Origin of the sequence: Coprococcus hominis (ex Arizal et al. 2022), from assembly GCF_040094675.1 — a bacterium.
Classification (GTDB): domain Bacteria; phylum Bacillota; class Clostridia; order Lachnospirales; family Lachnospiraceae; genus Coprococcus_C; species Coprococcus_C hominis.
Window position 1 is genome coordinate 52,227 of sequence record NZ_JBBNHG010000027.1, and the last position, 13,414, is coordinate 65,640.

A 13,414-nucleotide genomic window follows, 5' to 3' on the forward strand; every position below is an offset into this window, starting at 1 on the left:
GTTTATTCTGCCTTATCCATTATGCGAAGATGGGAGTAGTCGTTCTCATCCTCTGTTTTTCCGTTACGCTGTTCCAGTTCTTTGCAGATATCATTGAGAATTTCAATGGTCTCATTGGAAGAACGTGAATTTGCGGTTGCCATTTTTGTAATCAAAACAGCCATCTTTTCCGTGCTGCTTACCACACGGTCGGTATTGTCTATATCCTTCTTCAACTGAATCTTTGTCATCAGCTTATCCTGTTCCATGAGATCTTTCATGTGCTTTGAATTATCATCCTTGATCTCAGACAACAGCTTGGAATTCTCGTCCTTCATTTCCAACATCATATCAAGAATGGCGGACATACTCTGGGTACGGGAAACCTCTTCTCTTTTTGCAACTGAGTAGATACCTTTCTCTACCTTGGTAAGCTCGTTCTGCTTATCGAGGTTCAGGTTTGCGATTTCATCGACCTTCGCAAGAATCCCATCCACTAAGAAATAGGTATCAACGACGACAATCAAAGAGACTGCAATGATAACCTGAATCATGGAAGGATATACCAATATTAAATATAAGTCAATCAGCAGTGCCGCTATAAAAGCGACAGCACTGATTGTAAGAGTTGTACTTGATTTGCGGTTCATGTAACACCCTCCGTTCTACACGTGAAACCGGTTTAATCTGTCAAATCTTCTCCATTTGTTTCGATGACCTTCTTGTACCAGTAGAAGGAATCTTTCTTGTATCTTGCCAGATCTTTCAGATCGAATTCATCCCGGTTTACATAGATAAATCCATAACGTTTAACAACACCTTCATGGGTTGATACAAGGTCAATCGCTGACCACGGACAATAGCCCATCATTTCTACACCTTCGGAACATGCAAGCTTGATCTGCTCGATATGCTTTCTCAAGTATTCAATACGATACTGGTCATGTACCTTGCCATCCTCTGTGAGCTTATCGTAAGCACCAAGACCGTTCTCTGTGACGATCATTGGCAGATGATAACGGCTGTAGATCTCACGCATCGTTGCGCGGAACCCATCCGGATCAATCTCCCAGCCAAACTCGGTACGAAGCAGATTTGGATTTGGATAAGCCTTAAATACGCCAGGCTCATCGCCACTGATCTGCTGATCTCCTCTGCCAGCAGGTTCTGTTCCATCGTTCCATTCTACCGTTGCTGTAGAGTAGTAATTAAATCCAATAAAGTCCGGATGCGCACTCGCCATGATATCCATGTCGCCATCTTCGATAACTGGTGTTGCATCGTGTTCCTCTAAGAATGCCCATACAAGATTGTTGTAACGACCAAAAACTGCCATATCAAGATACAGCCAGTTACGGATTGCATTTAAGTTTTGTGCTGCTAATACATCCTTTGGCTTGCAGCTTGCCGGATAGACAAGAGAAATGTTTGGTGCAGGACCAATCTTTCCGCCCGGTACCATCTCATGACACAGAGCCATAGCCTTTGCCTGAGCAAGCAGCATATGATGATTCTCCTGATACAGTTTCTTATATTTGTTATCCACACCCTTTAAATCACAGGTGCCAATCACTTCTCCATTTAAGGTTAATACGTTCTGCTCGTTGATCGTGAGCCAGTATTTTACACGATCACCATAGTTCTCGTAAAGAATCTTTGCGAAGTTTACGAATTCATCAACACTCTCTCTTCTTGACCATCCACCCTTCTTCTCAAGGGCTGCTGGAAGATCAAAATGGAACATCGTAACAAGTGGCTCAATGTTATATTTCAGACATTCGTCGATGACATTGTTGTAGAAATCGATACCTTCCTGATTGACTGCACCGGTTCCTTCCGGAAGAATACGGGACCATGCAACAGAAAAACGGAATGTCTTAAATCCCATCTCTGCCATCAGAGCAATATCTTCTTTGTAGTGATGATAGAAATCAGCACATACATCTAATTCACTGGTGCCTTCCGGTACCTTCTTGATATCCTGTACACTTGGTCCTTTTCCATGTGTCAGGTTTGCACCCTCTACTTGATATGCACTGGTAGATGCACCCCACAGAAAATCTTTTGGCATTGGTTTCAGCTTTTTTAAAATCATGGATATTGACCTCCTATCAAAAATATTATAAAATAGATAACGATTTGTTTCCGTAGCTCAGCAGGATAGAGCAACCGCCTCCTAAGCGGTAGGTCGGGCGTTCGAATCGCCTCGGGAACATTTTTTTATTGTCTAATTTTCCAGGTACATCTGTCGGAAGCTGTAAAGCGCACCGAGCAGATTTGAATCATTTCCGAACTTACATACATCAACCTTGATGAAATTTGTAATCATACTGATGGACTTTAACTTTTCTACATAGCGCTTTACACCTTCCACGAATGCAGGCTGCGCGCTGATTCCACCGCCGAGCAAGATGATATCCGGATCGACAATGGCAAAGATGTTGAACAGATATTTTGCAGTTGTAAAATAAAAATCTTCCAACATATCAAGGACAACCGGATCGCCTTCTTCTGCCATCTTATAAAGAAGTTCCCCGTTGAATTCTTTTGGATTGATGCCTTTTGCCACTGCAACCTGATAACAAAAAGCACGTGTAGAATACGAAGTAGACCAAAGATAAGGAAGCTTCTCGTATTCTTCTTCCATATCGCTGATTGAATCAATATCAAAGATTTTATCCACATCTTTTCTTGTCAGTGTATCTGCGAAGAAATAAGATAATTCTCCGGCAGACAGATCTTTTCCACGATGCACATGTCCGTTGATTACGATACCACCGCCGATGCCGGTTCCAAGGATGACTACAGCTGCATTCTTACAGCCTTTGGCATTACCCATCCAGACTTCTGCAAGGGCTGCACATTTTCCATCGTTTTCCATGGAAATTTTCACACCGTCACAGCGCGCACCAAGCAGTTCTGCCAGATGTGCGTCCTTCAGATATTTGATACCACCGCCGTTTCGGATGATACCATTTTCTGCGTCGATAAGTCCTGGCAAAGAAAGGGCGATTCCTTCTACACCCTGATCTTTGTATTTGTCATAAATCTGTCCGAGAGATTCCACGAATTCTGGTACAGATTCTCCTTCCTTGGTCGGGGTTGGGTATTTTCCTTTTTCCTGAATATTACCGTCCATACTCATCCAAGCGTATTTTACAAAAGTTCCACCTACGTCAAATACTAGATACATAAAATCTCCTTCCTGAAAGTATATTATATTGTCACGACACCCTGTAACCAGATTTCACCGCGGAACCGTCTGCCGACCTTTGGTTCTCCCTGTAAATCTGCTTCATTGATGCCGACGTTGATCATCAGTCCATTTGCTTCAATCAGTAAATTGTAGACAATCTCTTTACTGTATATATTTTGCAGTTTTTCCACTGCATAGATATTTCCGATAACCATGTAATGGTCGCATTCCACACCGCATGGCATAAAGCTTGTATCAATGATTGAAAGAACATCCTCCTTGATGACTCTGGAAGAAATAGAGGTGTAGGTGTTCATTTCGTCATAGGTCAGTTGTTCCATCGCGTCGGTATCACCGTTTCGCGCTGCATCGAGCAACTGGTTTCTGCGGTTCCGTCCCTTTGATTCAACGGCAATCTGGTGCTTGGAATGATGCATGCCGAGCAAAATCGTTCCCGCCACAGACAGGGCAGAAAACTTGACCTTCGTGATCTGCCGGTTGGAATAATTCAACCATTTAGATTTTGCATAATCTGCGATATTGATGACATAGAAGATAATCGTCATACCAAGATGGTAATCTTCGCAGACTCCCGCATAGCTTTCTTTGTCGGTCTGTTTCTGAATCGTGATGTTCTCAAACTGCATGAACCGGTCTCCCTTCAAATAAGGAAAATAATGTTCAATGGATAAAGAACCCTTGATGTCATATTCACCGACGAGCGAGAGTCCGAAATTCTTACCAAAATCTTTTTCAAACTGCAGCAGCGACGTATCGACGCTGATCGTCGTCATTATCTTGCGGTTTGGAGTATTCAACGTGTGACGATAAATATCTTCCAATTGCTGTCTATTTTTACATTCGCGAAAACCGATCGCACGTAGATAAGTATGCATACTACCTCCAGCATTTCCGCATGGGAAATGGATTAACAGATTTTTGTCTTACCGCCCATATATGGCTGAAGCACCTTTGGAATGTTGATGCTTCCATCTTCGTTCAGGTTGTTCTCTAAGAATGCAATCAGCATACGAGGTGGAGCAACAACAGTATTGTTCAATGTATGAGCAAAATATTTTCCATCCTTGCCCTTTACCTTGATGCCAAGACGACGTGCCTGAGCATCACCGAGGTTTGAACAGCTACCAACTTCGAAATATTTTTTCTGACGTGGAGACCATGCTTCAACGTCGTAAGATTTTACCTTTAAGTCTGCCAGATCACCAGAACAGCACTCGATTGTACGAACTGGAATATCCATAGAACGGAACAGATCAACTGTATTTTTCCACAGCTTGTCGAACCACATCTTGCTATCCTCTGGCTTGCAGACAACGATCATTTCCTGCTTCTCAAACTGGTGGATACGATAAACACCACGCTCCTCGATACCATGTGCACCCTTCTCTTTACGGAAGCATGGAGAGTAGCTTGTCAGAGTCTTAGGAAGCTCTTCCTCTGGTGTCATTGTATCGATGAACTTACCAATCATAGAGTGCTCACTTGTACCGATCAGATACAGATCCTCACCCTCAATCTTATACATCATGGCATCCATCTCAGCGAAACTCATAACACCGGTTACAACGTTGCTGCGGATCATGAAAGGTGGTACACAGTAAGTAAATCCACGGTCAATCATGAAATCTCTTGCATAGCTGATAACGGCTGAATGCAGTCTTGCAATGTCGCCCATCAGATAGTAGAAACCATTTCCGGCTACCTTTCTTGCACTGTCAAGATCAATACCGTTCAGCTTCTCCATGATGTCTGTATGATAAGGAACTTCAAAATCTGGAACAACTGGCTCGCCAAAACGCTCCAGCTCTACATTCTCAGAATCATCTTTACCGATTGGAACAGTCGGATCAATGATGTTCGGAATGACCATCATTTTCTTCTTTAACTCTTCACGCACCTGTGGCTCCTGCTTCTCCAGCTCTGCCAGACGGGCTGCGTTCTTTGCAACTTCCCTCTTAACTTCTTCTGCCTCTTCCTTCTTGCCCTGTGCCATCAATGCACCAATCTGCTTTGCAATAGCGTTCTTCTTTGCACGAAGCTCATCGGCTTCCTGCTGAAGGACTCTTGCCTGCTTGTCAAGCTCGATGACTTCATCTACTAATGGAAGCTTCGCATCCTGAAACTTCTTCTTGATATTCTCCTTTACAGCGTCTGGGTTTTCACGAACAAATTTAATGTCTAACATAATTGTCGTCCTTTCTTATTTATAATAGTAGTTTAAAATATTTGTTAAAAAATTGATATCAAAAATTTTGTATCATTATAATATTGTGACCTGATTATGCATCAAAATTCAGATTACCATCGGCATCTTCGAATTCTGCTTCCTTTGTCAGATCCTGAATCTCTTCTTCCACCGTCTTAGCCTGTTCCAATGCTTCCTTTTCTTCCGATGAAAGCTGGATGTAAGATTCGCCGTTTACGATTTCCTTCGCATAGGTAAAACAGCCTTCCCTCGAGTGCATCGAGTTCAGTAGAATGCCGGAATTCTCATCGTTTAACAATGCGATGACGAAGCTTAGTTTTCCTGCCATCTTATCAAATGCATCGTACTTGACGAGGGCATATTTGCTAATACAGGAGGACAGATGTTTCTTGATCTGCCGGTGTTCCTTCGTCACACGTCTGGCATTTGCCTTGACCTGATCCATCTCTTTAAAACGAATCCGAATAATCTTCTCCAAATCCGCACCTTTTTTGCCACTCATAAGCATCTCATATTTTCTTGCCATCACATTCATCTTATGAATGATAAAAATGATTAGAATTATGAGTAAAACAACCAAAATACAAAGGATTGTGACAGCAGAAGACATTTTCATACCAAATATCTTAGCCTCTTCCATGAAGTTTTCCTCTTTTCGATTTTATTGTGCGAGCAACTGTGTAATGCGCTCTAAATCTTCCTGTGAATAATATTCAATTTCAATTTTTCCGGAATCCTTGGTCTTTGCCTTGATGGTTGTCTTTGTTCCAAGGGATTCCTTTAAGCGGTTTTCAATCGCTTTATATAAGAAGGAAAGTTCCGGGTCTTCTTTCTCGGATGTCTTTTCCTTTGGTTTCTTATTTAATAGTTTCTTGACGTAGCTCTCTGTCTCACGCACGGAAAGCTTTTTATCAAAAATATACATTGCTGTCTCATACTGTAACTGAGGTTCTGTGATCGTAATGAGTGCACGAACATGTCCGGTCGACAGCATATCATCAATCAGCATCTGCTGTACCTTCTCGGTCAGCTTCAGAAGTCGGAGTGCATTTGTCACAGTCGTACGGCTCTTCGATACACGTTCTGCAACTTCATCCTGTGTCAGGTTGAATTCCTGAATCAAACGTTCATAAGCGTGTGCCTCTTCAATCGGATTTAAATCCTCACGCTGGATGTTCTCAATCAATGCGATCTCAACAATCTGCTGATCATCGTAATCTTTGATGACAACTGGAACCTCTTTCAAACCAGCTAACCGGGCAGCTCTCCAACGGCGCTCACCGGCAATCAGTTCATAGTAGCCTTTGCGCTTCACTACGACCAATGGCTCAATCACACCAAACTGTTTGATGGAATCTGCAAGCTCCTGCAATGCATCTTCATTGAATTCTTTTCTTGGCTGATTTTTGTTTGGCTCAATCCGGTTGATATTTAATGTCTGTTCTACTTTTTTCACAACCTCTGTTTTTGTAACAGCGCCTGTTTTAGTCTGTTTCGATGCCTTTGGACTGACATCTTCGGTTGTATCGTCTGTCGGAATTAAATTACTTAGTCCACGACCTAATCCTCGCTTTGGTGCCATAGCGTTCTCCTCTCAAATAGGTGTTTTTATAATTTTGCGTATAGTTTATTATTGATTACTTCGTCTGCAAGATCCCGATATCCCTGCGCACCGGATGACCGGCTGTCATACAGGTTGATAGGAAGTCCGAAGCTAGGTGCTTCTGCTAGCCGTACATTTCTCGGAATAATGGTTTTATATATAAACTGATCCAAATTATTCTTGACGTTTTCAACAACCTCCAAAGACAGGTTCGTACGTGCGTCATACATCGTAAACACAACACCTTCGATTTCAAGGGATTTGTTTAGCTTCTTTTTAATCAGATTGATCGTGTAAATGAGCTGCGAGAGACCATCCAAAGCAAAAAATTCACATTGGATTGGCACTAAGACAGTGTCCGCCGCAGTCATAGAATTGATCGTCAACATACCGAGAGCCGGTGGACAATCAATGATAATAAAATCATATTTTTTCTTTACGCTTTTTAACAGGTTCTTTAGTATATGCTGTGGATCTTCGGCATCGACCAATTCGACTTCTGCACCTGCCAGATCACGGTTCGCCGGCAAAACGCTTAAATCCAGTCCATGCTCCAATGGATGAACGATCATACACTCTCCAATGTTAATCTCTCCACTCATGGCATGATAAATGGTGTATTCCAAGGTATTCTTATCGATACCAAGGCCACTTGTCAGATTGCCCTGTGGGTCCATGTCGACAGCCAGAACCTTTTTACCTTTTTCCGCCAGACATGCTGCGAGATTGATTGATGTTGTTGTTTTTCCTACGCCGCCTTTCTGGTTGGCGACTGCAATGATTCTACCCATAAAAACCTCCACATATAATAGACATTATAGCACTACCTGACATGTTTCGCTATATCAAAATATGGGTAAATTTGTTGTTGGTGTACAATATATAGATTTGAGTGCTTGGATATTACAATATGTATGGAAAATGAAAGAAAAATTTATAGAAATTAAGTAAAAATTCATAAAATAGATATTAGTTATTATAAATATATAAGTGTTTCACGTGAAACATTAGATATTTTGAAAATTATATTTAATTAAGAGTTGGAAGGTTGCTATCATATACTCTATTTGATTTTGTGTGTTAATGTATATATTATTCAGTAAATAAATATGTGTTTATGTTTCACGTGAAACATGGTTGCGAGATTATGATATATGGAGATGTAATTCAAAAATTAATTATGAATGAATCTATAATAGATGATAACAAACTGAACTTAGCATTTTATAAATTGACTGAGTGAATTCTAGTGCTATCAGAAGTAACATAAAGGGTACATAAAGATAATAGAATATTATCTTATTTGATTTAGATAAATAATTGAGTGTATTTCAGATATAAAAATTGAATTTGGTATAGACACATTAGTTTTAAAATATCTGAATATATATGTTTCACGTGAAACATTGTTTGCAACATATACATTACATAAAATGAAAATAAAATCTGAAATATATGATTTAAAACATCTACGAGTATCTAAAAATGAATAACTGATGAACCGACAGATAACTGGTAAAATTTATTTCTGGCTGTTTTTGGTTTTATAAATAACTGTAACGTGTAATATGTTAAATTATAAAACAACAATAAACTTAATTAATAAATTATAGTACAATATGCATCTGTATAATTTTAATGTACATAAAAATGAATTATAACTGTTATCTATTTATATTGAGCATGTGTTATCTATATTGAATATAGAATAGAATTTTAATTTACGATTATCAATATGTTTCACGTGAAACACTGATTATCCACATATATAAACATCAATAATTGTGGAAAAGTATATAATATCCACCAACTTATACACATAATTGTGGATAAAAAATGATTCTAAAAACAAAAATTGTTGATAACTTCGGGCGGAATCATACATATTGTATTTATAAAATTGGAGATACAATATAGTGAGGTTAGAGGAGAGTAAAACATAAGCATATGAATATATGACGATTTCATAAAAATAAGCCGGATGATTTAATCATCCGACTTACTTAACTTCTTAGTAATTATATACCAGTTTTTATCATATGGAATGTATAATGAAATTACATCTGTTCTGGACAATCAATACCAAGCAATTCCATTGCATCTTTGATCGTCTTCTTTGTGATATATACCAGTGTAGCACGCGCGTTACGCACATTCTCTTCCTCTACATGGATACGACATGCATTGTAGAACTTGTTGAATGCCTGTGCAACATCCACTGCAAATCTGGCAACAGCAGAAGGCTCGTAACGCTCGGAAGCATCCTTGACAACCTTCGGGAAGCGGTTAATCTCTTTCAGTAACTCCATTGCTTCTACATCTGTCAATACACTGTAATCAATATCTGCCGATGGTGTAAATCCATCCAGCTTCTTTAAGATACTGCAGCATCTTGCATGTGTGTACTGTACGTATGGACCGGTTTCACCATCGAAGTTCAAAAGCTTCTCCCATTTGAAAGATACGTCTTTGATACGCTGGTTATAAAGATCATTGAACAATACGGCACCAACACCAATTTTCTTTGCTGTCTCATCCTTATCTGGAAGATCCGGGTTCTTCTCATTGATGATCTCTTTGATCTTCGCAATCGCTTCGAGGAGAATATCCTCGGCATAAATAATATTTCCGCTACGTGTAGAAAGCTTGGCACCTTCCAAGCTGACAAGTCCATAAGGAATATGCACTAACTGATCCTTTGCCCATTCATTTCCAAGCAATTCAACAACCTTGAATACCTGCTTGAAGTGAAGCTTCTGTTCCTGTCCGGTTACATACAGACATTTTACGAAGTTGTAAGTTTCTTTCCGATAGAAGATCGCTGCAATATCACGTGTTGCATAGATGGAGCTGCCGTCGTTCTTCAGGATCAGACATGGAGCCATATCATAAGCGTCTAAGTTTACGATCTTTGCACCCTCGCTCTCTGTCAGGAGATTTGCGTCTGTCAGTCGTTTTACAACATCGTCGGTTTTATCACGGTAGAAGCTCTCGCCGAGGTAGTAGTCGAAGTCCATACCAAGCAGATCGTAAGTACGCTTGTACTCGATCAGACTGATATCCTTGAACCACTGCCAGATTTTTAAAGCTTCCTCGTCACCATGTTCCATCTTCGCGAACCATGCACGCGCTTCGTCGTTTAACTCTGGATTCTTCTCAGCCTCTTCGTGGAACTTCACGTAGAGCTTCATCAGTTCGGCAACGCCGTCCTTCTTGACCGCTTCTTCGCTTCCCCATGCCTTGTATGCAACGATCAGTTTACCAAACTGTGTACCCCAGTCGCCGAGGTGGTTGATGCGGACAACCTTGTAGCCCAGCTTGGAATAAATCTTATACAGAGAGTTTCCAATGATCGTCGTACGAAGATGTCCAACATGGAAATTCTTTGCTACGTTTGGAGAAGAATAATCGATACAGATTGTCTGTCCATTTCCTTCGGTAGAACTTCCGAAATCATCAGCCATAGAAGCTGTCACCATTGTTTCGATAAATAATTCCTTCTTTACGAAGAAGTTTAAGTAAGCACCCTGTACCTGAATCTCCTGCAGGAAATCCACATCGCCGATTGCTTCTTTGATATCGTTGGCAATCATCTGTGGGGCTTTGCGCATCGTCTTCGCAAGGCGGAAGCAGGGAAATGCAAAATCACCAAGCTCCGGTTTTGGCGGAATCTCAATCAGGTCTGCAATTTCTGCTGCGGTTAACCCTTCGACGTTTGCAGCAATCAGTTCTACAATCTTGTTTTTCATAATATATAAACTCCTTTATTGTTGTTTGCTTTTATTGTTGGATCGGGAAGCTGAATTTTACTGTGGTTCCCGACATGACATCCCCGGAGATATCCAGCTTGCCACAGAGCATATACAGGATTTCCTTTGCTTTGTGCAGGCTGCTGTACCAAGGACTGTCCTCCATATAGGTGTCCTTGATGCCGACACCATCATCTGTCAGAATGACCTCTGCCATATTTGGCGTCAGGCTTGCCTGTACGGATACATTGGATGCATTTGCATGTAAGGCGATGTTATCGAAAAATATTGCAATCAGCCGCATGAAGTTAATGTTGAACACCGGATGATAGCTGATGTTCGGATCTGGTGTTTCGACAGATGCGGTAATTTTGATTTTTGTATGTTTCTGCTTAAACTCATTTAAGTAAGCTTCGAGCTGTTCCTTCAATGGTTTGTCGGAAGAAGAAAAGCTGTTCATGTTCTCGGCGATTTCATCGACCGAGTGGGACATCTGCTTTACGTTGTGCAGGATTTCCTGCAAGGTTAATTTCGCACGTCCGACATCTGTTCCAATCAGATAGTTGATCATATCCAGTTTGTTCTGCATAGCTTCCAGCCCGGTTTTGATCTGCTTATCCAGAATCGTCTGTGTGAGTGCCCGGTCGTATGCATCCAGCATTAAGATATTATATCCATGCGAGGAGATGTCTTCCTTGGCGTCCTCCTGAAGAAATGTAAAGCCGTAGTGATCGGTATGATCAGGGTCGTCTGTCGTGTAGCGAGGCTCAAAAGAGGTAAGTGCATCTTCTGCATTGTTCAATGCTTCCAGGTATTGGCGCAGCTTGTTCAACTGTAATTCCATGCCGCGCAGCTTTAACGTCAAGGTCTCCTTCACGGATTGCAGGTCTTTGATCTGCTCCTGAATGATCTTGTTGCGCTCGGTATCCACGCCATCATTTGTGACAGGAGAAAAGACGCTTTTTCTGGAGTTGGTCTTGAAGGCGTAAATGTCCTTCGTCTTGTCCAGCTCATCAATCTTGATGTCAATTTCAAAAATCTGTGTTTTGAGATTCTGGATATCCTCCAATTGTGACAGGAAGGATTTGTTGAAATAATCCAGCATCATCTGATTGGCAGATTTGATTTTCTTAAAATTCTCTTTTGATTCTTCCATAGTTGAAGTACCTCTTTTCGTGGTGCAAGGTTTCCTGTTATCGTCTGCGGGAACGGGAGTTTTGCTTCCGTTTCCGTGGTTCGATCACATTTGCATAAATAAAAAGTCCAAGAATACATGCAATGACGACCGCCGCAATTATATATTTCCAATAGCTTTTCTTTTCTTTGATCAACGCCGGGCGGATACTGCCATTTTTGTATGCTTCGGCTACGGCAACGTCATCGTTGGAATTGACATAGCCGGAATAGCTGACCGGAAGTGTCAGGCAGGTCGTACCTTCATAGGAAACTTCCAAAGTACCGATATAACCTTCATCCAGCCGGTCTGCGGATGGAACAAAGTTCATTTGCAGCTTGGTTCTGTCGGCATTGTTCGCAAATATAAATGGCTGGTTATTGTCAACGGACAGATGCATGGTTCCGAGATTTTCACAACCATAATAATCGTTTAAGAAGTTCTGCGCGGTCGTGGCAGCCTCTGCATCGAATTCATAGTCTGACAACAACGTGGTGTTTGAGTAGTTGTTGAATACATAGTTGAACAGCGCAATGCTGTCGGTGTAATTCGTTGCGTTGTCAGGGGCACCCATTGTCACACAGATCAACTGCATATCATTTTTTTCAGCCCAGACGACAAGTGTACCACCCGCATCATCAGTATAACCAGTTTTTCCACCTTGACATGCCGGGTAATAATATTCGGAATTGCTGAGCATCATCCGGTTGCCCTGCGTGAGATAACGCGTCTCATTGTTCATGTTCGTTGGCGGAATCTCATGATAGGTTTCTGAAGCATACTCACGAAAGGTCTTGCTTGTAAGCGCCTCTTTTGTGATCAGCGCCATGTCGTAGGCAGTTGTATAATGGTCCGGATCATGCAATCCGTTTGCATTCGTAAAATGTGTATCCTTGCAGCCGAGACTTTGTGCAGTATCATTCATCAACTGCACGAAATTCTCCAGAGAGCCGGACACTTGTTCTGCAATCGCCCAGGCTGCTTCATTTGCAGACATGAGCATGACGGCATAGAGTGCATCCGACATACTGATCTCTTCGCCGACATCGAGCGCGATATGGGAACTGTTGCGGTCGATGCCCCAGACGGCAGCGTCGCTCATTGTGATCGTAGAGTTTAAATCTCCGTTTTTGATGGCGAGATACGCAGTCATGATCTTTGTGATACTTGCCGGATATTGCCGGGTGTGGGAATTCTTTTCGTATATGATCTGTCCGGATTGTGCATCCATGATGATGGCAGATGTGGACGTAATCTGTGGAAATCCCGTCGTTGCATTTGCATCGGATGCAGTTGCGGTGCTTGTCTGTGCAGCCTCGCATGGAATACACATGCTGAGGAATAGCACGCACACCATTATATAGGAAATAATTTTTTTCACTGTTTTGATCATGCTATAAAATCCTTTTCTGTAAAGATTGACATTATCTTCTTAATTATCATATAAAACAGGGAAAAAAACAAGAGATAAAATGCAACATTCTTG

The 13,414-nt window shown here is 41.4% G+C and carries 11 protein-coding genes and 1 tRNA gene; 1 reads left to right on the top strand and 11 read right to left on the bottom strand.

From position 1 onward, the window contains the following. Positions 1–2: 2 nt before the first annotated feature. Complete coding sequence (locus AAAT93_RS04975; RefSeq protein WP_196020631.1) at positions 3–629, bottom strand: hypothetical protein; 627 nt, start codon at positions 627–629, stop codon at positions 3–5. Between the two features lie 32 nt (positions 630–661). Next, on the bottom strand, positions 662–2,074 hold the full coding sequence (locus tag AAAT93_RS04980; protein WP_021984218.1) for a glycoside hydrolase family 1 protein: 1,413 nt from the start codon (positions 2,072–2,074) through the stop codon (positions 662–664). Positions 2,075–2,120: 46 nt separating this feature from the next. On the opposite strand from AAAT93_RS04980, the gene AAAT93_RS04985 reads away from it, so the two are divergent. Next, positions 2,121–2,194 (top strand) — tRNA-Arg (locus tag AAAT93_RS04985). 12 nt (positions 2,195–2,206) lie between these two features. On the opposite strand, the gene AAAT93_RS04990 is transcribed toward AAAT93_RS04985, so the two are convergent. The 9 genes from AAAT93_RS04990 to AAAT93_RS05030 all read right to left on the bottom strand — a co-directional run bounded on the left by AAAT93_RS04990 (position 2,207) and on the right by AAAT93_RS05030 (position 13,321). Then, positions 2,207–3,172 carry an ROK family protein gene (locus AAAT93_RS04990; protein WP_021984219.1) on the bottom strand — a complete coding sequence of 322 codons (966 nt, stop codon included), beginning with the start codon at positions 3,170–3,172 and terminating at the stop codon, positions 2,207–2,209. A 23-nt stretch (positions 3,173–3,195) separates the two neighbouring features. Then, positions 3,196–4,071: a DUF3881 family protein gene (locus AAAT93_RS04995; RefSeq protein ID WP_118671186.1), complete on the bottom strand. Its 876-nt coding sequence runs from the start codon at positions 4,069–4,071 to the stop codon at positions 3,196–3,198. Positions 4,072–4,103: 32 nt separating this feature from the next. Continuing rightward, positions 4,104–5,381, bottom strand: coding sequence for a serine--tRNA ligase (gene serS, locus AAAT93_RS05000; RefSeq protein ID WP_118545196.1), 1,278 nt, complete (start codon positions 5,379–5,381; stop codon positions 4,104–4,106). Positions 5,382–5,475: 94 nt separating this feature from the next. Then, positions 5,476–6,042, bottom strand: a complete 567-nt coding sequence (locus tag AAAT93_RS05005) for a DUF4446 family protein (RefSeq protein WP_118374739.1) — start codon at positions 6,040–6,042, stop codon at positions 5,476–5,478. A gap of 21 nt (positions 6,043–6,063) precedes the next feature. After that, positions 6,064–6,984 carry a ParB/RepB/Spo0J family partition protein gene (locus AAAT93_RS05010; RefSeq protein WP_118545197.1) on the bottom strand — a complete coding sequence of 307 codons (921 nt, stop codon included), beginning with the start codon at positions 6,982–6,984 and terminating at the stop codon, positions 6,064–6,066. Positions 6,985–7,010: 26 nt separating this feature from the next. Beyond that, entirely contained in the window at positions 7,011–7,796 is a 786-nt protein-coding gene (locus tag AAAT93_RS05015) for a ParA family protein (protein ID WP_021984224.1), read from the bottom strand. A gap of 1,266 nt (positions 7,797–9,062) precedes the next feature. After that, positions 9,063–10,754, bottom strand: coding sequence for an arginine--tRNA ligase (gene argS / locus AAAT93_RS05020; protein WP_117781630.1), 1,692 nt, complete (start codon positions 10,752–10,754; stop codon positions 9,063–9,065). 31 nt (positions 10,755–10,785) lie between these two features. Then, positions 10,786–11,910: a hypothetical protein gene (locus AAAT93_RS05025; RefSeq protein ID WP_021984226.1), complete on the bottom strand. Its 1,125-nt coding sequence runs from the start codon at positions 11,908–11,910 to the stop codon at positions 10,786–10,788. Between the two features lie 37 nt (positions 11,911–11,947). Then, positions 11,948–13,321, bottom strand: a complete 1,374-nt coding sequence (locus tag AAAT93_RS05030; RefSeq protein ID WP_118545198.1) for a D-alanyl-D-alanine carboxypeptidase family protein — start codon at positions 13,319–13,321, stop codon at positions 11,948–11,950. Between the last annotated feature and the right edge of the window lie 93 nt (positions 13,322–13,414).

Coding starts and splice junctions, on each gene's coding strand:
- AAAT93_RS04980 (WP_021984218.1), bottom strand. CDS start 2,074: ATGATTTTAAAAAAGCTGAAACCAATGCCAAAAGATTTTCTGTGGGGT.
- AAAT93_RS05030 (WP_118545198.1), bottom strand. CDS start 13,321: ATGATCAAAACAGTGAAAAAAATTATTTCCTATATAATGGTGTGCGTG.
- AAAT93_RS05025 (WP_021984226.1), bottom strand. CDS start 11,910: ATGGAAGAATCAAAAGAGAATTTTAAGAAAATCAAATCTGCCAATCAG.
- AAAT93_RS05010 (WP_118545197.1), bottom strand. CDS start 6,984: ATGGCACCAAAGCGAGGATTAGGTCGTGGACTAAGTAATTTAATTCCG.
- AAAT93_RS05015 (WP_021984224.1), bottom strand. CDS start 7,796: ATGGGTAGAATCATTGCAGTCGCCAACCAGAAAGGCGGCGTAGGAAAA.
- AAAT93_RS05005 (WP_118374739.1), bottom strand. CDS start 6,042: ATGGAAGAGGCTAAGATATTTGGTATGAAAATGTCTTCTGCTGTCACA.
- AAAT93_RS04995 (WP_118671186.1), bottom strand. CDS start 4,071: ATGCATACTTATCTACGTGCGATCGGTTTTCGCGAATGTAAAAATAGA.
- AAAT93_RS04990 (WP_021984219.1), bottom strand. CDS start 3,172: ATGTATCTAGTATTTGACGTAGGTGGAACTTTTGTAAAATACGCTTGG.
- AAAT93_RS04975 (WP_196020631.1), bottom strand. CDS start 629: ATGAACCGCAAATCAAGTACAACTCTTACAATCAGTGCTGTCGCTTTT.
- serS (WP_118545196.1), bottom strand. CDS start 5,381: ATGTTAGACATTAAATTTGTTCGTGAAAACCCAGACGCTGTAAAGGAG.
- argS (WP_117781630.1), bottom strand. CDS start 10,754: ATGAAAAACAAGATTGTAGAACTGATTGCTGCAAACGTCGAAGGGTTA.